The 17,929-nt window shown below is 54.8% G+C and carries 15 protein-coding genes and 2 pseudogenes; 7 read left to right on the forward strand and 10 right to left on the reverse strand.

Translation table 11 applies throughout. From position 1 onward, the window contains the following. Positions 1 to 150 precede the first annotated feature (150 nt). The 7 genes from N8E88_RS13815 to N8E88_RS13845 all read right to left on the reverse strand — a co-directional run bounded on the left by N8E88_RS13815 (position 151) and on the right by N8E88_RS13845 (position 6,776). Positions 151 to 891: a TfuA-like protein gene (locus N8E88_RS13815; RefSeq protein WP_262294166.1), complete on the reverse strand. Its 741-nt coding sequence runs from the start codon at positions 889 to 891 to the stop codon at positions 151 to 153. Between the two features lie 9 nt (positions 892 to 900). Then, positions 901 to 2,157 (reverse strand): YcaO-like family protein, encoded by a 1,257-nt coding sequence (locus tag N8E88_RS13820; RefSeq protein WP_262294167.1) that lies wholly within the window; start codon positions 2,155 to 2,157, stop codon positions 901 to 903. Positions 2,158 to 2,233: 76 nt separating this feature from the next. After that, on the reverse strand, positions 2,234 to 2,830 hold the full coding sequence (locus N8E88_RS13825; RefSeq protein ID WP_262294168.1) for a hypothetical protein: 597 nt from the start codon (positions 2,828 to 2,830) through the stop codon (positions 2,234 to 2,236). Positions 2,831 to 2,936: 106 nt separating this feature from the next. Next, positions 2,937 to 3,179, reverse strand: a complete 243-nt coding sequence (locus N8E88_RS13830; RefSeq protein ID WP_262294169.1) for a hypothetical protein — start codon at positions 3,177 to 3,179, stop codon at positions 2,937 to 2,939. Positions 3,180 to 3,216: 37 nt separating this feature from the next. Then, a complete protein-coding gene (locus N8E88_RS13835; RefSeq protein WP_262294170.1) occupies positions 3,217 to 5,241 on the reverse strand; it encodes a BTAD domain-containing putative transcriptional regulator in 2,025 nt (674 codons plus the stop codon). A 414-nt stretch (positions 5,242 to 5,655) separates the two neighbouring features. Next, positions 5,656 to 5,904: a hypothetical protein gene (locus tag N8E88_RS13840; RefSeq protein WP_262294171.1), complete on the reverse strand. Its 249-nt coding sequence runs from the start codon at positions 5,902 to 5,904 to the stop codon at positions 5,656 to 5,658. Between the two features lie 89 nt (positions 5,905 to 5,993). Then, complete coding sequence (locus N8E88_RS13845) at positions 5,994 to 6,776, reverse strand: response regulator transcription factor (protein WP_262294172.1); 783 nt, start codon at positions 6,774 to 6,776, stop codon at positions 5,994 to 5,996. A 400-nt stretch (positions 6,777 to 7,176) separates the two neighbouring features. On the opposite strand from N8E88_RS13845, the gene N8E88_RS13850 reads away from it, so the two are divergent. From N8E88_RS13850 to N8E88_RS13870, 5 genes and pseudogenes are all read left to right on the forward strand, one after another. Beyond that, positions 7,177 to 8,346, forward strand: coding sequence for an MraY family glycosyltransferase (locus N8E88_RS13850; RefSeq protein WP_262294173.1), 1,170 nt, complete (start codon positions 7,177 to 7,179; stop codon positions 8,344 to 8,346). A gap of 26 nt (positions 8,347 to 8,372) precedes the next feature. Continuing rightward, a pseudogene (locus N8E88_RS13855) lies at positions 8,373 to 9,207 on the forward strand (glycosyltransferase family 2 protein). Further along, a complete protein-coding gene (locus N8E88_RS13860; RefSeq protein WP_262294174.1) occupies positions 9,204 to 9,872 on the forward strand; it encodes a YdcF family protein in 669 nt (222 codons plus the stop codon). Before N8E88_RS13855 ends, N8E88_RS13860 begins: the two are co-directional and overlap by 4 nt. Beyond that, positions 9,869 to 11,161 carry a hypothetical protein gene (locus tag N8E88_RS13865; RefSeq protein WP_262294175.1) on the forward strand — a complete coding sequence of 431 codons (1,293 nt, stop codon included), beginning with the start codon at positions 9,869 to 9,871 and terminating at the stop codon, positions 11,159 to 11,161. The genes N8E88_RS13860 and N8E88_RS13865 overlap by 4 nt, the downstream gene beginning before the upstream one ends. A gap of 13 nt (positions 11,162 to 11,174) precedes the next feature. After that, positions 11,175 to 11,768, forward strand: a complete 594-nt coding sequence (locus N8E88_RS13870) for an LbetaH domain-containing protein (protein ID WP_262294176.1) — start codon at positions 11,175 to 11,177, stop codon at positions 11,766 to 11,768. On the opposite strand, the gene N8E88_RS13875 is transcribed toward N8E88_RS13870, so the two are convergent. From N8E88_RS13875 to N8E88_RS13885, 3 genes are read right to left on the reverse strand one after another with little or no spacing between them, the layout of a single operon-like run. Beyond that, positions 11,762 to 12,970 (reverse strand): glycosyltransferase, encoded by a 1,209-nt coding sequence (locus N8E88_RS13875; RefSeq protein WP_262294177.1) that lies wholly within the window; start codon positions 12,968 to 12,970, stop codon positions 11,762 to 11,764. The genes N8E88_RS13870 and N8E88_RS13875 overlap by 7 nt on opposite strands. After that, on the reverse strand, positions 12,967 to 14,214 hold the full coding sequence (locus N8E88_RS13880; RefSeq protein WP_262294178.1) for a glycosyltransferase family 4 protein: 1,248 nt from the start codon (positions 14,212 to 14,214) through the stop codon (positions 12,967 to 12,969). The genes N8E88_RS13875 and N8E88_RS13880 overlap by 4 nt, the downstream gene beginning before the upstream one ends. Then, a complete protein-coding gene (locus N8E88_RS13885; RefSeq protein ID WP_315975285.1) occupies positions 14,211 to 15,521 on the reverse strand; it encodes a glycosyltransferase family 4 protein in 1,311 nt (436 codons plus the stop codon). The genes N8E88_RS13880 and N8E88_RS13885 overlap by 4 nt, the downstream gene beginning before the upstream one ends. Before the next feature lie 318 nt (positions 15,522 to 15,839). Between N8E88_RS13885 and gmd the strand changes: the two are divergent. Together gmd and N8E88_RS13895 are read left to right on the forward strand one after the other, a co-directional pair. After that, positions 15,840 to 16,911: pseudogene (gene gmd, locus N8E88_RS13890) on the forward strand (GDP-mannose 4,6-dehydratase). Further along, positions 16,904 to 17,896, forward strand: coding sequence for a GDP-L-fucose synthase family protein (locus tag N8E88_RS13895; protein ID WP_315975286.1), 993 nt, complete (start codon positions 16,904 to 16,906; stop codon positions 17,894 to 17,896). The pseudogene gmd and the gene N8E88_RS13895 overlap by 8 nt, the downstream one beginning before the upstream one ends. The last annotated feature ends 33 nt before the right edge of the window (positions 17,897 to 17,929 follow it).

Consider the following 17,929-nt stretch of genomic DNA (forward strand, 5'->3'; position numbering starts at 1 on the left):
GTTTTCATGCGTTAAACTTGCGACCACGTGATGAGATTATGTTTCACAGCGTTACGCAAGCGTGACTCAAATGCCTTTTTCTCGTGTTTTTTCAAGAAGTCACGTAATTAATATGGGTTAGGCGCAATCAGGACGAAATAATCAATAAGTTCAGACCCGAAGCTTGCTCCACTGCGTGGTTTCGTTGAATTGCCATCCGGCGAAATCAGGCTGCAGCTCTGTGACCGGTTTAGCGCTTTTACGCTCCAGAAGAACGTCGAGCAGCACCGCGGCATCTTCACGCTTGATATTGCGGATATGTGGTTTCAATCGTTCGGCCGCGCGATCGATGTCGGGCGCGACAACCTCGAATATCCGCCGCCAGGTCCGTTCCTTGAAAAACACGGCATCGGCGCGCGCGCGAATGAGAGTGTATTCCCCGGCATCGATTGTTCCGGCGGCAAGCGCCGCATCGAGCGTCGCGTCGATGGTCACCATGGCTTCGCTGAAGGCGATGTAGCCGAATTCGGCCGGCGCATGAACCTGCGCGACGGCCGCATCGTCTTCCAGGCCGCCAAAGGCATAGCGCTCGAACACGTCGCCAATGCCGATCATGCCAAACGGATGGCACTCGGCAGCGCGCAGGGCGCCCATGCTGGCCGCGCCGTAAACGGTGGCTCCGCGCGACAGCGCGTAGAGAATCTCCTTGTGCCAGACCGCGGCAACGTCTTCGAACCGCCCGTCGACCACTGCGATGACGCGAAAGCCTTGATCTACCGCATGGGTGATATCACCGCATTTGGCCGGACCGCGGCAGGTCAACCCATATTCAGGCAGCACGCGGTCTTCACCGCCTCGCACAGGTACAAATTCAGTTCCGGAAAGGCTTGGGCCCGCAAACAGGATCTTCATCGCCCTCTCCTATTGCCGAAGCATGGCGTTGAGCGCACGGCCGCCAAAGCGATGCTTGCGGATACCGGCCGGACTTTCCAGCTCGTTGACCAAAACACGGCAGACTGACATTCCGTAATCCTCGCCGCCCATGGGAACGACAACGACGCTGCCAATACCGCGCCGGCGCAAGGGTTCGAGATAGGTTTCGAGGCTGGCGCGGTCCGCGGGTTCTGGCTCGTCAAACCGCCAGTGACCGGCCGGTTCGGCGTGGATATAGACGCCGAGATCCGGCGCAAGGCGCTGCGCATATTCGGATGGGTCGAAATCATCGCGTGCACCGGAAATATTGGTGATTCGTGTCTGGGCTGCCTCGGTTATAGCCCGCATAGCTGCAACGCACGGCGACAAATGGCAACCATAACCAGCGGCCAGATCGAAATGCAGATAAGTGCCATGCTGTGTCGCCGGGCTGATCGTCGCCATGAACACCGGCAGGCCAATATCCGACGTTACGTTGAACAGCCGCAAGACAAAGTTTGCCGTGGCGATCCGCTCCGCCAGCCAGTCAATGCCGCTATCTCCGAAAACCGCCGGATCGACGCAATGCGCCTGCACACCTGCGTCGCGTTGAAAGCGCCATAACTCCGTCGCATCGCGTTCGACACGCTCGCACAATCCGTGAATGACTGCTTCCAGCAGGCAATTGCCCGAGGCAAGGCCATCGGTCGATTGGCAATAATGCCAGGACTGCCGCGCCGACGTGAAATCGAGCGAAACCAGTTCGCGCGGCACAAAAACCGGCTTTTGTTTCAAAAGGTCGAAGCCTTCGAGCCAATAATCGTTCTCATCGGCTCCGGCCTCGTCCGCGCCACGCATCAACAGCATGCGCCCATCAAAAACATCGTGGCCGGCGTCACGTAGCTCGCGGCGGCTGGCGGCAAAGGAAGCGAGCGGAACATCTTCCGCAATGGCGATTTCGGCCGCCTCCATCACAGCGGAAGCGCGGGCATGCGCGGCACTGATGCCTTTGCCCTGGCTGACGGCCAATGTCCGGCTATTGGGCCGCACGGCCATCCACACGGGAATGCCGATCCGGTCGAGGCCGGTCACCTCTGCCATCCGGACGATGCCCAAACGCGGAAAGTGCGGCCGCAACCGGTTCACGGTTTCGTCCGCATCGATCAGTCTTGTCGATGACGGTTCTCCTGGACGGAAAGCAGAACGAAGGTTCGCTTCGTCTGCCGCCAGCCGGTCAAGAACCGGTACCTCGGCCAATGGTTTCATTGCCACTCCATCAGGCCGCAAAGCACGCATTTATTGCAAACTATCCAGATGCTGGATAACGCGCTTGCAACAGTGTTTAGTTTAGTGCCGCGGGACCAGCGGAATGCGCCCGTTCCGACGGATTGCTGCGGTACCCACTGGCCACAACCGGACCGGCAGAATGCGCATGCTCCGACGGATTGCTGCGATACATGCTGTCCACAACCGGACCAGCGGAATGCGCACGCTCCGATGGATTGCTGCGATACACGCGGTCCACAACCGGACCGGCGGAATGCGCTCGCTCCGATGGATTGCTGCGATACACGCTATCCACAACCGGGCTGCTGGAGTGCGCACGATCAGATGTTTCATCCCGTGCGTTCACTGTTACGACGATATCTGCTTCTTTCGACGCAGGGCCAAAGAAATGCGCACGGTCCGACGGATCATTCCGCCTGCCCGCCGTCATTACCATACCGCTAGAATGAGCGCGACCAGTAGCGTCACTCCGGCTTGCATCGGCAGCAAAGATATTTCCGGGTCGATTGGCAATCGAATCAATGAATTCACTGCCAGCCAGTCCTGAAGAGGCGATTAAATCACGATCGAGAGGCTCGACCGTTTGAGTTTCAGAGTTGACGAGCCAAAGCGCGTTCGTCTCTGGATCATTCATGATATAAAACGTTGCCATGCGAATAACCTTTCTATGAAGGAGAGCCCACATGGCGAACGTATGACGATTCTATTTTAGATCAAGAAGAAGTATGAAAACGACCCCTTTTTCTGCAAAATTTAACTTACTTGTTAACTGGGGCTGGATCAACAATATGCGATTTCGTTGCGCTATCGGATCTGTTATTGGTTGCAATCGCAACATCCACACCTTTTATGATCGTTAATCCTTGCTTTCTTGCGGTCTCAATGGTCTCGACCAAACCAGCGTCGCCGACCCCGGCCGCCGGCGCAACTGTTCCATTTTCCACGTCAACCAGCCAAAGCTCAGCCTGCCCGGCCTCGCCGAGGATAAAATATTTCGCCATAGTATGGTCCCTTTACTTGAAGTTCGGATGTTGCTGATTATTGAAACCCTGCTTCACGGAGCGAGTCTTCGTATTTCTGACGCTGTTCCGGGACTCTCAGGCACATGCCCTTGATCCAGTCATCAATTCTAAAGTTTGGATTGTCCTCTAGTGCTTGATCTCTGCATTCGAACGCTTTCTCTTTTTCGCCAAGCATGGCCCAGCAGGCTGCCATAGGACGCGCAGCAACGCGCGGGTTCTGCATGCGCTGTATAAAGTCGATGGCCTCAGAATACCGATCGAGGTCGTGAAGTGTGCCCGCGCCTACCCAATAATAGTAGTCAGGGGCTAACGGATTCAAAGCGATGGCCTGCTCAATCTTCTCAAATGAAAGCTCAAGATAGCCGTAGTGGTTAAGTGCATCAGCATAGTCGGCAAGGAGATCGGCATGCTGCGGATTAATGGACTCGCCCTGGTCGAAATATTCGAGACTGTCGTCGAATTTACCAAGATACATGCTGATGGTGCCAAGTTCGCGCAAAGGCCGCTCATCATCTGGGTCGGCCGGTGCGGCACGCTTGGCGATCTGCTCACCCTCAAGGAGGATATCCTTCTCGCTTCGAGCACGCATCAACCATTCCTTCTGCATCGTTCGCGCGATGCCACTTAGAGCCGGCACGAAATCTGGCGAAGCCGTCAGGGCATTCTTGAACGCCTGGCGCGATTGATGCAATTTTGGAAGGTCGAACTTGTCTATTTCCTTCTTGCCGATGAGATACCAGTAGTAAGCATTCGGGTCCTGGTAAAGCTTGTTGTAGCGGTCAAGTTCGGATTTCTCGATGACCGAAACAACGGAGAGTATGATGCGGATCGACAACTGGCGGTACTGCTGCTCGGGCAGGACATAATCGAACTTCTGTTTTTCGGCCCAGACGATTTCCTGCGTAGCAACATCGACCAATTTCACCGACAGGAAACAGAAACCGTCGCGGCGCACGATCTTGCTGTCGACGGCATAGTTGACTCCGAATTGCGCATTCAGCCCTTCGAAACTGTCAATGGGAGATTCGGAGACGACCCTCTTCGATGTATAGGGCGCAACAACCGACAGCGTACGCAGACGGCAAAGCCCGATGGTAATATCGTCTACGAGCGAGGCTGCAAGCTGCTCCATGGGATCCGCTGCATTGTGCGGCATATAAAGGACCATGACTCGCGGCAGACCAGCCCTTTTGTTCTGCTCAAGCTGGGTCGTCGCCAGGATCGATTGCGGGGTCTGGATTTCCACGCCATTGGCAACGAGCGGAGGAGCCGGCTGCGGCAGGATAAGGGCTCGCGTTGTCGCTGGTGAAAGCTTCGGCAGCAGTTTCTGGTAAAGCTCGATCGTCTCTTCTTCCGGATCGACATCGAGATCGTCACGGAGCTTCTTGGCGCATTCGCGGAACGTGCGTTCCACCTTCGCGATCAGACCCAGTTGCGATGCGGTCTGCATCAAAGTGCGATAGCCGACCTCCTGATAGGGATCGATCTCGATCAGCTTGCGGGCGCATTGACGCTTTTCATCGATGCTGACCCCAACCGGCTGGTTGACCATCCTCAAGAGTGTCGTGATCAGATCATCGCGCAGCTTGACGCGCTGAACGTCCAGCCATTCGTCGAAATCGGAGTTCTGCGGCTCGTTATGCGCGAGCAGGTCGCCAGTATAAAGGCCGGCGAGACTGAGGACAGACTCTATGTCGCCCAACTGCGCAAATTCCAGATATTCAAGGAGATCGATGCTGAGCAGTTCTGCCCTCACCTGCGACAGGTTAAGATAGACATATGTGGCGTCACCCTGGACAAGGTTGAGGCCGTACTGTTCCTGGAATTTGCGGATGCGCGCCAGGCTCTGGCGCAAATTCATGGAAGCATGGGCCTGATCCGTATCGGACCAGAAAACCTGAGCAAGCTTGCCGCGGGAAACAGAATGATTGGGACTCTCGAGAAGCAGATAGACTATTATACGAAGAAAGTTCGCAGGTACGCGCGGGACGAGTTGCCCGCCCAGACTAACAGTTGCCTCTCCAAAAACCGCCAGCTTCATTCCGCCTAAACCCCGGATTTTATTTGATTTTCTGAATACGTAACCCTGTCAATCGATAAATGCCGTTCTGCCTTGCCATTAACTCTACTATAGCTTCAAATAGTTCACTAGAGGGAGTATTAGCATAAAGTCTAATAACTATGAATTAAGGTATTCCTGATGGCAAGCGCAATCGCCTGATAAGACGCTGAAATTCGAGACTTAGCCGCTGATTTCCTTCCCCACCGCGGCCATGGTCGCGGTCTTTTGGCAGGAACCGGCTAGTAAATAATAAATTCGATTGAGTCACCGAAATACTACAGTGCAGAATATTCAAAAAACTATACACAAGAGAAATTCAAGTGGAGAAACACGAGAAAACGCCAGAACTGTCATTTAACAGTCATGACAGCCTGATCCATTTTGAATGGACGGTCAGAACGCGCGCTTGATTTCGAATATCGCTTTGGCGATCGCGATGTCGGCTTCGGAGCCGGCACTCTCAGCTGTCGCCTGGACCAGTTGTTCGCCAAGTTCGGACAAAGCGAGGGAAACCTCATACCTGTCCCAACCGGCGGTCAACGCCTCATCCACCAATTCCTCAAATGCTGCCTGGAGCGCGCTCTTGCATTCGTTGGTTCTGTTCGATTGATCATCGAATCTATGTGGCTGGAATAGCGTCATGTTACCATCTTACATCTGGTGTGAGACCGTACAAGGCGCCAATATGAGGTAGAAGGCCTGCATTAGAGGTAGTTGGACTGACCGTTGGGTTAGTGCACAACTGTTGTGTCGAACGGTTTCATTCCATGATGGTTCATGCTGTTGCGATAGATCGCCGTCGCTTGTGTGCGGTTATGCGCCCGCAACTTGCGGATCAGATTGTGCACATGAACCTTGACCGTGTGGATCGAGAGTGTCAGGCGATCTGCAATGATCTTGTTCTGCAGGCCTTCCGATAAAAGCTGCAGGATCTCGTGTTCGCGCAATGTCAGTGTCTTGACGGGCCATGCCCGGCTGGAAGCATTATCTGCCTGACTGTAGAGCTGCGGTACCTTACCAGACACGTTGGGTGACTTTTCCATCGAACGGATGATGGTGGAGGGATAATAATCGCCCCCGTTAAGCAATAGCCAGACGACCGCGAGCCAAACATCAAGTTTCAAGCTAAAGGGCAGAAGGCCCTGGATTGTCTTGCTGTCAAAAAGGCCGGTGAGTTCCTGAGTGGAAGGACTGTGCTCATCGATCATCAGCGTAACCGATGCATTCGGGAAGCGCATCTTGCACCGTGCAATGCAGTCGACGACGTCGGAAGCAAAGTCGGCGTGAAGCAGCACAAGGCCCACATCGGGATCGGGTGTGCCCGTGTCCCCAACGTTATTTGAGAGGCTGACCTGAATATCCGGGAATGTTCTTTCGAGAGATTGCATCAACCCCTGGAAAACAACTCCGGCTTCGGCATGAATAAATATACCGCCACGGAATTTCGATCCGCCGTCAACCGGGGATCCTTGCTGAATAAGGTCAGTTCCCATACGCGCAACTGTTACACTCATGTTCATACCCTACGCCCTTGGTGAAAGAAGTATTCCCCTTGTACTTGGCTTATTTCGAAAGGAATTTTTGAAAGGCCACTTCAATTCTGTTTTGTGCTGCAAATACTTGCGGATCAGCAAGGCTATGTAACCAAACGTGACGCGACCGTGACACGGAGCAACAATGGCGGCCTATCAGTATCCAATTTACCCAGAATAGCCCTTTATACGCGCGATTCCATTAGTCCAAAGGGACACAGGCAAGATCGCGGGGCTCATCCTTCAGGAGGAACTGCTTCTCACTTCTCCTAAATGGTGTCGCGCGAATGGCAGCGATATTCTCCATGAAAAGCATTCCGTACGGCCGTGACGAGGTGAACACATCTCGCACGAGGGATGCACAATCAGCTGGAGGTGTGTCTTGTTTGTTTGGATCACCAATTGTCTCGCAGCTATGGCAGTCAGTGCCTTGCTGATCGTTGTTTTGAAGAAGGTGTCGCACGCGTGTTCTCTCGTCGATTATCCGGACAGGAGAAAACTGCATGATGGCGTCGTGCCGCTTTGTGGCGGTATCGCGATATTCGCCGCCTTCGCAATGGTCATGCTCGTTCAGGGGAACGAGCCACTACTATCCCTGAACTTTTGGGTCGGCCTCCTCATCACGATTATCGTGGGCGTGATCGACGATCGTAATGAACTCTCGGCAACGAAGCGTCTCGCCGCGCAATTTGTTGCAGCAATTATACTGGTCAATCCGCTGTCAGGGTCGACCATTGTGACCGGAATCGCACTTCCGCCTGCCCTTCTCGACATATCCTTCCTGCTCCTTACGGTCGTGGCTATTTTGTTCGTAGTAGGCCTGATCAATTCCTGGAACATGATCGATGGCATAGATGGTTTGGCAGGCGGGAGTGCGGCCGTGGCTCTTTTCTGGCTTGCGGTCGTCGCCGGATGGAAAGGCGCTGGCGAGCTGGTGCTGCCGATCGTCGTGCTGTTGGCTGCAGTCAGCGGGTTCCTTGCATTCAATATGCGCAGCCCCTGGATCGCGCGTGCCAAAATATTTCTGGGAGATGCCGGCAGCACGACGCTAGGCGCTGCAATCGCCTATCTGATAATCCGTTTGTCGACCAATACCCACATTGCGTTTTCCGTACTCCTGTGGATCGTCGCAATTCCCGTGATCGATACGCTCAGCCTGATTGTCCGGCGGCTTTATGCAGGGCGCAGCCCGTTGGCGGCCGATCGCTCGCACCTTCATCATCTCTTGCTCGACAGGTCGATTTCCCCACGGACGACGACCAATATCATTCTTGCAGCATCGGCGCTCTGCGGTGCGATCGGATGCTTTGGCATCATTATCGAAGCTTCGAACTATCTGATGACGGTGGCCTTGCTGATACCACTCGCAGCGCATTCCGCCTTCGTGTTTCTCTCGAGCGAGACGGGCACGGATTGGGTTCAGCAGTCGCGTTCAGTGGCGGTCGCCCAGTTGAACCCGATGCCGCCGACTCCAATTCGCGCCGAAATCGTTCATACGCCTCAGCCCCCTAGTGCCAACAACAACGCCGGCATGTTCTCAGATGCCGTTTAAGCTAGCCAAAAGTGTGGAGTGATCCCTTGTCAATATCCGTCCTGATCATGACCTTGAATGAAGAAGAGAGCTTGCCGGCATGTTTGGCATCGCTGACATGGTGCGACGATATCGTTGTGCTGGATTCTTATAGTACCGACAAAACCATCGAGATCGCCAAGGCCGCGGGCGCGCGTGTCTATCAACACAAGTATGAGACCGAAACAAAACAGCGCATGTATGGCCTGAAGGAAATCGAATTCAAGCACAAATGGGTCTATATGCCCGACGCAGACGAGATCACTCCCGAGGACCTGCGCGATGAAATGCTGGCGATCGCTGCCGATCCGGACAGGCCCGAAGCAATGTTCAGCGCTCGCTACAAGAACATGTTCATGGGTCGCTGGATCAAGCATAGCAGCCTTTATCCCACGTGGATTACGCGCCTCGCCCGACCGGAACGTATTCAGTACGAGCGCGAATGTCATTCGCGTCCCGTTGGCGATGGTCCGACCGGGCGTCTACAATCGCATTTCGTTCACTACAGCTTCAATAAGGGAATGACCGCCTGGTTCGACAAGCATAACCGCTATTCGGGTTTCGAAGCGCGCGAGTCGCTGCAGATCCTTCGCAGCAAGAAGATTCCGTGGACTTCTTTCTTCAGTGCCACACCAGAAGCCAGACGGCGTGCGCTCAAGGAATTCTCGTACCGCCTGCCATTTCGTCCCGCGGCCAGATCTCGCCTATATGTATTTTCTCCGCGGCGGTTTCCTCGACGGCTGGCAAGGCTATCACTACTGCCGCCTCATCGCGTCATATGAATACATGATCGTTATTAAGATGAGAGAGTTGCAGCGGCGAGAACTCGGCCTTTCCGTATGACGCGCGCCCAAACCCATCCCGGATGGACGATTCGGCGCGCTCGCAAGCGATCGCGCAAGTGGTTCTTCGCCGGACTTGGTCTCGCTGCGGTGCTGGCGATATCCACCGCCCCCTTGGCGCTTTTCCTGGCTGATCCGCTCCTGACGATTCGTGATCCAATCGGCAAGGTCGACATGATCGTCGTTCTTGGGGGAGATGGTCCTTCACGGGCCACCAGAGCTGCAGGCTTGTGGCAAACGGGTGTCGCGCCAAGGGTCTTGGTCAGCGGCGACGGCGACTGTTACTGGATACGCGAAGCAATGGTCGACCAAGGTGTCGACCGAAGCGCCATTGCCATCGAGTGCCAGTCGGGGACGACTTGGGAGAATGCGCTTTTCTCATCACCGATCCTCAAGCAAATGAATGTACGGAGCGCCGCTCTCGTGACGAGCTGGTATCACTCACGCCGAGCTATGGCGAGTTTTGAGGCCGCGTCCGCAGATATTCGCTGGATGTCGGTTCCAGTGGAGCCGCGTCAGCCACTCGAGAAGATCGCATTCGGCCCCGATGGAATTCAGATCATGAAAGAGTATCCAAAGACGGTCTGGTACGCCATTCGCCATTCTCTCGGCTTGGAATCCACCCGCATCCCTGCCCCATTTCCTTCGCGGGAGGCGAGAACATGAGCTGGGTTCTGACGTGGCTAGTGCTGGGAACGGTGCTCATGCTGCTCCTGTGGGGTATGCTGAAGCCAGAGCGCATCTATCAGTTTCCTTTTCTGGTAGGCGTGATCACCTTCGCTTTTATTCTGCCGCAGATTCCGGCACTGGCAGATGATCGTTTTCTTCCAGAAGGCGGGTATGCGAAGACGATCGCTTTCACGATCCTTTGTCTTTCGATGTGCTGGTTGGGGTGGTCCTCAAACGCCAGGCCCTTTGCCTTTTTTCGCTGGGATTTCGACGAAAAACGCCTGCTGATCGCGGCTTTTTTTCTTTCTCTCACAGGCGCGTACTTCTACTTCAAGCTCAGCCGGTTGCCGGGTGAGATGATGGTTGGCGTGCAGATCAGCGGCGCGCCGGTCGCGTGGCTCTTTTTCGCACGATTCATGAGCTATGGCATGGCCATCGCCGTTCTGTGTTTTGCCCGCCGCTATTCGTGGACCGCTGCGTTTATCATTGGCGTCGATCTGATGTTTTATTTCGACCGGATTGTCGTTACCGGAAAGCGCGCAGAAGCAGTCGAGCTAATTATCATTTTTGCGCTGGCATTCTGGTATTATAAGGGGTGGGTCATACCGCGAACCATCATGCTGGCGGGCGTTCTTATCGGTACGGTCCTGCTGAATAGCATGGGTGACTATCGCACGATTACGAGGGCCAATTCGGCACCCGTGTGGCAGGACATCGCTCAAATCAACGTCGCCGCCAATTTCGATGATTTGCTGAAAAATGGTGGTCCGGAAATGCGGAATGCCATTTGGCGCCTTCATCATACAGAAGAGACGATGGACTTCGACTATGGCAAGTTCCACTGGAACAGGCTGGTCTTCAACTATGTACCAGCACAGCTCGTCGGAGCGAAGTTCAAAGAGTCACTCATGATGACAATGCCTGTCGCGGCACGCGATTACGATCCGCTGACAGGTACGACTGAAACGGGTATGGCCGATGCGTTTCAGTCCTTCTGGTATTTTGGCGCCCTGAAGTTTCTTCTCCTCGCCTATCTGATGAGTCGCTTGTGGGCCTCGGCGAAGAGCGGAGAGATGTCGGCCCAACTCGTCTACATATTTTCGATCGTACCCGCCATTCATGCCATATCACACCAGACGGACTGGGTCCTGACAGTCTGGGTTCACATGCTGATATTCTTGCTACCAACATTGGCGTGGTGCCGGAGTCGTTCACCAGATCTCCATCCATATTATTCGAGCAGAATGTCGCTTCCTGCTAACTTTGGCGTGGCAACAGCCCGATAAGGAAAGTCATATCATGCGATCACGCTACAGCGATCCAACATTCGACAGCACGGCGCAGCCCCTGCCGCGCCTGGGCGGTGCCACGTTTGCATTTCGCTTCCGACTGATGAGACTATTCTGGACGATCTGCTGGATATTGCTTGCAGCCTGGACGCCATCATTTTTTTATCCCTGGAGAAGCTGGCTCCTCCGGCGGTTCGGCGCTCGCATTCATTCTACCGCAATCGTGCGCAGCAGCGTGAAGATATGGTGGCCTGGAAACCTCATCATGGGACGGTACGCTTCCATGGGACCCGGTGTTATCTGTTACAACGTCGCGGAAATCACGCTCGAGGACTTCGCCATCGTGTCACAGCGTTCCCATCTGTGCACGGGCACCCACGACGTCAATGATCCAGGATTTCCGTTGAAGAGCAGGCCCATTTCAATCGGATCCAATGCCTGGATCGCAGCCGAAGCGTTTGTGGGACCCGGAGTCGTCATTAGCGAGGGAGCGGTGCTTGGTGCCAGGGGAGTCGCCTTCAGCAAGCTCGATCCATGGACGATCTACGTTGGAAATCCGGCAAAAGCTGTCAAAGGGCGCAACCGGGATGCGGCAGCTCAATGATCCGCAGCAGCCACAAGTCTACTTGTACTAGATAGAGGCTTTGGATCGTGATTGGGAGCATATCCCTGGATCGTCAATTCGGCGATGCGCGGCCATGTGTAATTCTCGCGAACAAGCCGTTGACCATTCTGCCCCATGGCCGATGCGATTTCCGGATTGTCCAATACACTTGCGACCGCGGAAGCAACGTCGGCCGGATCAAGCGGAACCACCAAGCCAGCATTTGCCGTTTCAACTTCTGGAAAGTGACACGCATCGCTAATTACTGCTGGCAGGCCACAGGCCAGAGCCTCTGTAATGGCGACGCTGAAACCTTCTTGGCGGCTCGGAAGACAAAAGCAGCTGGCATCAACCAATGCGCGCAGTTTGTCTCCGCCATAGATGGGGCCGATCAAATGAACCCGATCCGCGATATGCAGTCGATCGATCTGGGCCACAAAACTTTCCCGGGCGCCGCCATCGGGACCTGCCACAACAAGGTCGACGTCTGGATGCGATGCAGCGATAACTTTGAAAGCGTCCGCGAGGATATCCAATCCCTTCTTGGTATGCAGGCGTGACAGAAAGAGAACGACCCGCTTTTCGTGAGCGAGAGAAAGCCGCTCGCGAAAAAAACCTGCCCCCGGAAGATCAGTGAACTCTTCCAGGAATATGCCGTTCGGTATCGTGAGAGTCGGTGCTTTGAGGCGAAGCGGCTGAAGCAGTCGGGACTCATCGTTATTGAGCGTCACCAAAAATTTTGCCTGATCCAGCATCTTGCGATAGCCAAGAAGCAACGCGATTCGCTTCTTCAATTGCTTTTGCTTCATACTCCAGGCATCGAGCATACCATGTGGCTGGACGCAGTACGGGATGCGGTTCGATCTTGCCGTGTTTGCAGCTTTTCTGAGAATAGGCTCCCACACGCCGTGAATGTGGACGAACGACGCGGCCTTCAACACCTGGCGCAACTGGCGGGAACCTTCAACGCACAATATCTGTTCCATCCGGTCCGGATCATCCAGCAAGTGCCAGTGAACAAGCGCGAAGAATGGAACATCTTGAGCAGATGTGAATGCTCGCTTTTCAACTTCGGTACCGCCATAGCTGACGATGTGAACGTCATGGCCTAGCGCTGACTGGGCAGCAGCCAACCGCACGCAAGCGCTCTGCGGCCCTCCTTGGGCAGGGTCGATCGAAGATATGACATGGACTATTTTCATGCGACACACACGGGCGCGCGCTGCTCAGTAAGGCCCGATAGTGCGGAAAGCAACCGTTTACCATAACGGTCAACAGTGAAGTCCGCGGCGCGCGCCACAGCGCTTTCCGACATTGCCGCGCGCATCCCGACATTGTCTGCCAATGTAGTGATTGCTTTTGCTATCGCCGTGCCGTCGCGAATGGGAACAATGAAGCCATCGATCCCATCACGAACCACGCTGCCCGCATTTTCCGTGCAGACGACGGGGAGTCCAGCGGCTAGCGCTTCATAAACAGCAGTTGCCGACCCTTCGCAAATAGACGGCAAAAGGAAAACATCGGCCCACTCATATTCGGCCGCCATCTCCGCACGCGGGACGATTCCCCGAAGTTCGACATGCCTCGATAGTTGCGCCGTGACACGCTCGGGCAAGCTGTTCGGGCCTGCCATACGAAAGATCGCGGACGGGCCGAGCAAACGCGCTGCCTCTGCGACATAAGGTGAACCCTTTCGAAGACCGACTTGTCCCACGGTCAACACGCGCAAGGACCCGCCAATTCGAATAATGTCCTGAGGCGGGTATTGCGGATCTATGCCATATGGAACGACCACACATCGTTCAGCTTTTCCGCCGCGTGCAATGACGTTGCGTCGGACGAATTCCGAAGGACATATGATAATGTCCGCGAGCTCCCACTCGGCCTTCTCACGATCTGCAAAAACTTTGGCATGTGCATTGTCAGTATTTGGTCCGGCCCAATCAGGAAAACTTTGCTGCTCGCTCCCGACCAGTTCTTCAACGACCTCACGTGGGGCAATCATCTGTTCGACTGCAGTCCACATGCCTTGTTGTTTTGCTGCAATCATTTGCTCCAGCGCATCGCCGGCAAAAGCGTAAAGGCCCGCTGCGCCATGAAAGCCGCTTGACACCACCAAACGCGAAAATTCCGATCCGGCCCATACGGCGTGTTCCGTCTCCTCGACGACGTTCGCAAGGCGGAGCCTACGGACCGCCGAGCGGAGGCCAAAACCAGGAAAGGTGGAAATCAAATTCGGTGCTACGCCTTTTGGCACACGACCGACAAGGCGTTTAACTGACGAGGGAAGGAGGTTTTTTGGAAGACCATTGACAAGGCGCGGCCAGCTTTTGGTTGCGCAGATGTCTGTGTAAAAATGCGCCAGCTGGTTTTCGGATGCAAAGATGCGGGGAACGGCGTAATGCATGCGAGCGCCCAGCTGGCTAACAACAACGGTACCAGTCATTCTGCGGGCTCATAAACAGAAGATCCTGATGGAAACCCGGTCTGCCTATCAAATCTGAGCATCACGTCCGACCATGCAACTTCGGCGTTCTCCCGTGAGAACAGAGTTTCCAGGACACGTCTTGCGTTTTGACCCATCTGGCAACGACGCTCGGAAGAATTTTTCATCTCCATGATGAAATCCGCGAGTTTTCTTCCCTCGCCAATTTCCACGGCCGCGCCGCAGTCTTCAGCGGCGACCACTCGCGCTACCTCGCCGTTTGGGTCGCCGATGAAGAGAGTTGGCCGGCCAGCCGCCAGGATTCCATAGAACTTGCTCGGGACGATGCAATGTTCGAGCCTGGGCAAAAGTGACACGATGTGAGCATCGGCCGAGCTCAAGCTTTCTGCGATATGTTCCGCCGGCTGAAGCGGCTTGAACACGACGTTCTTCAAATCGCGATTCCGGACGATTTCTTCGACGTGGCTTCGCTGCTGACCGCCACCAATCATCAGGAACTGGATATCGTCATGCCCGCTCAGCAGCACGGCCGCTTCCAAGAGTGTCGAAAAGTCGTGCGCTCGGCCAAAGTTACCCGAGTAGCCGACCACGAACTTGTCCTGCAACCCCCAGCTCGCCCGCAGCCTGTTGGATGCCGGTTCCACGGGATAGATCTCATCACCATCGGACCAATGGTGCATGACAAAAACCTGTTCCTCGGAGAAACCACGCTCGGCGAGATAAGCGGCCATCCTGGCGGTCGGGCAAACGATCATCGCCGATTTGCGCATAGACCAATTGCGCATCGATCGGCTGATCGTTCCTGACAAGCTTTTACTCGACAGTATGCCCAGCTCCATGGCGACCTCGGGGAAAAGGTCCATAATCCAGTTGACCATTCGTGCGCGACGCAAGCGAATGGGCAAGGAAGTGGTGACGGAGAGCAAGGGGGGATCAGTGCAGACGACACAGACGTCGCCGCTCTTGAGGTTCCACAAACACCAGAGGAATGCAGAGACGTGAAAGGTGAGATAATCGATGGCCCGGCCGAGAACATTGCTCCGTCCGAACCGTGTAGCCCATAGACGGCTTACCTTAACCCCTGACACCATTTCTTCCGCCGGCAATGTCACGTCAGGTTGATCGTGCGGTGTGCGGCTAGCGATTGCCGCGACTTCAAAACCGCGGCGCGCCAATGCGGACGCCAATCCCGACACCATGCGGCTGGTTGCTGATTGATCAGGAGAGAAATAGCGGTTTGCAAATACGATTTTCATTTGTGGATGCCTCAAGCCCGGGCCGTCTGTCAGACACAGATTCTTGGTCATGATTGTCGCAGTTCGCGGTTGGCGAACAAGTTCAACAAAGGCACTACGATCTTCCGCGACCGATCACCCCGCCTACTCCTTCCGGAGAGGTTGCGGTCGGTTTCCACCCCTTTTAGACGCCCCATTGCGCCCGGCATGCCTTGTATTCCCTCAGGTTGGGAGCCGATCTTATCCCTATTGCCGAAGTGTATCGCGCCGCGCGCCATCTATAGTGAAGTTGAAATGTTTCATCGTCTTCGGCTGCCGTTTGAATTGGGAAAAATGGTCACGAGGCTAAAGCAACAAGAAGCTCTCAAGAGCGAGACCGGGGAATAACGGATGGCCGCGAAAACTGCACTGATCATTGGCGTTACGGGACAGGACGGCGCCTACCTCAGCGAACTGCTTCTCAACAAGGGCTATATCGTTCATGGCCTAAAAAGGCGGTCCTCGTCATTCAACACGGCGCGTATCGATCATCTTTATCAAGACCCACACGACGACGACGTTCGCTTCCGGCTACATTTCGGCGATCTAACCGATGCTACCAACCTCTGCCGCGTTGTGCAGGAGGTTCAGCCTGACGAAATATACAACCTTGGCGCCCAAAGCCACGTGCAGGTCAGCTTCGAGACCCCGGAGTATACAGCCAATTCGGACGCTCTTGGTACCCTTCGCCTGCTCGAAGCCATGCGTATCATGAAAATCGAAAAGACTTGCCGCTTCTATCAGGCCTCGACATCTGAATTGTTCGGTAAGAGCATCGAAGCACCCCAGAGTGAAAAGACGGCGTTCTATCCGCGTAGTCCTTATGCAGCTGCAAAACTCTACGCCTACTGGATTACTGTCAATTACCGGGAAGCATACGGGTTTCATGCATCGAACGGCATCCTGTTCAATCATGAGAGTCCAATGCGGGGTGAAACCTTTGTGACGCGCAAAATTACCCGCGCCGTTGCAGCAATTGAACGCGGCTTGCAGGACAAGTTGCGGCTCGGTAATCTTGACGCCAAGCGCGACTGGGGCCACGCTCGTGACTATGTCGAAGGTATGTGGCGCATCGTGCAGCATGAAACGCCCGACGACTTTGTTTTGGCAACCGGTGAAACGCATACTGTGCGTGAATTCGTCGAAAAGGCCTTTGGACACGTCGGCAAAGAGATCGAATGGAATGGCACTGGTGTAGACGAAGTCGGCTATGACCGGAAATCCGGCAAAGAGCTGATAGAAATCGACCCGCGCTATTTCCGGCCCACCGAAGTTGAACTTTTGCTCGGAGATTCTGACGAAAGCGCGAAAGGCATTGGGTTGGACGCATACCGTTTCGTTTGACGAGCTGGTCGCGGAAATGGTCGCTTCCGATATGAGTAATATCATGCGTGAGGAAGGGCGGAACGACCTTTATGGCTGAGTCAGATAATCACCACTTCGATCTGCAAGGTAAACGCGTCTGGGTGGCAGGTCATTCGGGCATGGTCGGTTCGGCATTGACACGCCGCCTCCAGAGTGAAGGCTGCGAGCTGCTCGAAGTTACCCACGAGGAACTCGATCTGACGCGGCAGCTGGAAACCGAAGAATGGATGTCGTCAGCACGTCCTGACGTCATTTTCATTGCGGCCGCCAAGGTCGGCGGAATAATCGCGAATTCAACCTATCCCGCTGAGTTTCTTTATGACAATACGATGATCGCCATGAACATCATACATTCGGCCCACAGGCTGGGTGTACAGAAATTGTTGTGGCTGGGATCGAGTTGTATTTTCCCCAAGTTTGCCGATCAGCCGATCCAGGAGAGCTCCTTGCTGACAGGCGCACTGGAACCTACTAACGAAGCTTACGCAGTTGCAAAAATCGCGGGCCTCAAGCTTGCCGAAGCCTATGCGCGGGAATACGGGCAGAATTTCCTGACGGCGATGCCGACAAGTCTCTACGGGCCCAACGACAATTTCGATCCGCAGAATTCTCATGTCCTTCCAGCTCTCATTAGAAAGATGCACGAAGCCAAGATATCAGGGAGCCCCACAGCCGTTGTCTGGGGTACGGGGACGCCAAAACGGGAATTCCTGCATGTCGACGATTTGGCCGACGCCTGCGTGTTCGTGATGAAGAAGTATGTCGGTCCTGAATTTATCAACATCGGGTCGGGACACGAAATCTCGATCCACGATGCCGCAATCCTGATTGCAAAGATTGTCGGCTACGACGGCTCCATCATCTTCGATGCATCGAAGCCCGATGGAACCCCGCGAAAGCTGGTCGATCCTACACGTCTGCAAAGCATGGGGTGGCGGCCGAGCATCGATCTCGAAACCGGACTAAGCGATCTATATATGCGGTGGCAACAGTCGATGCTCACGCCAAACAATATTGCGCCGACTGCTACGGCAGCGCGATAGGCTCTATGCCCGGGATTAAAAAAGCAGCCAGGT

Origin of the sequence: Phyllobacterium zundukense (assembly GCF_025452195.1) — a bacterium.
GTDB classification, from domain to species: domain Bacteria; phylum Pseudomonadota; class Alphaproteobacteria; order Rhizobiales; family Rhizobiaceae; genus Phyllobacterium; species Phyllobacterium zundukense_A.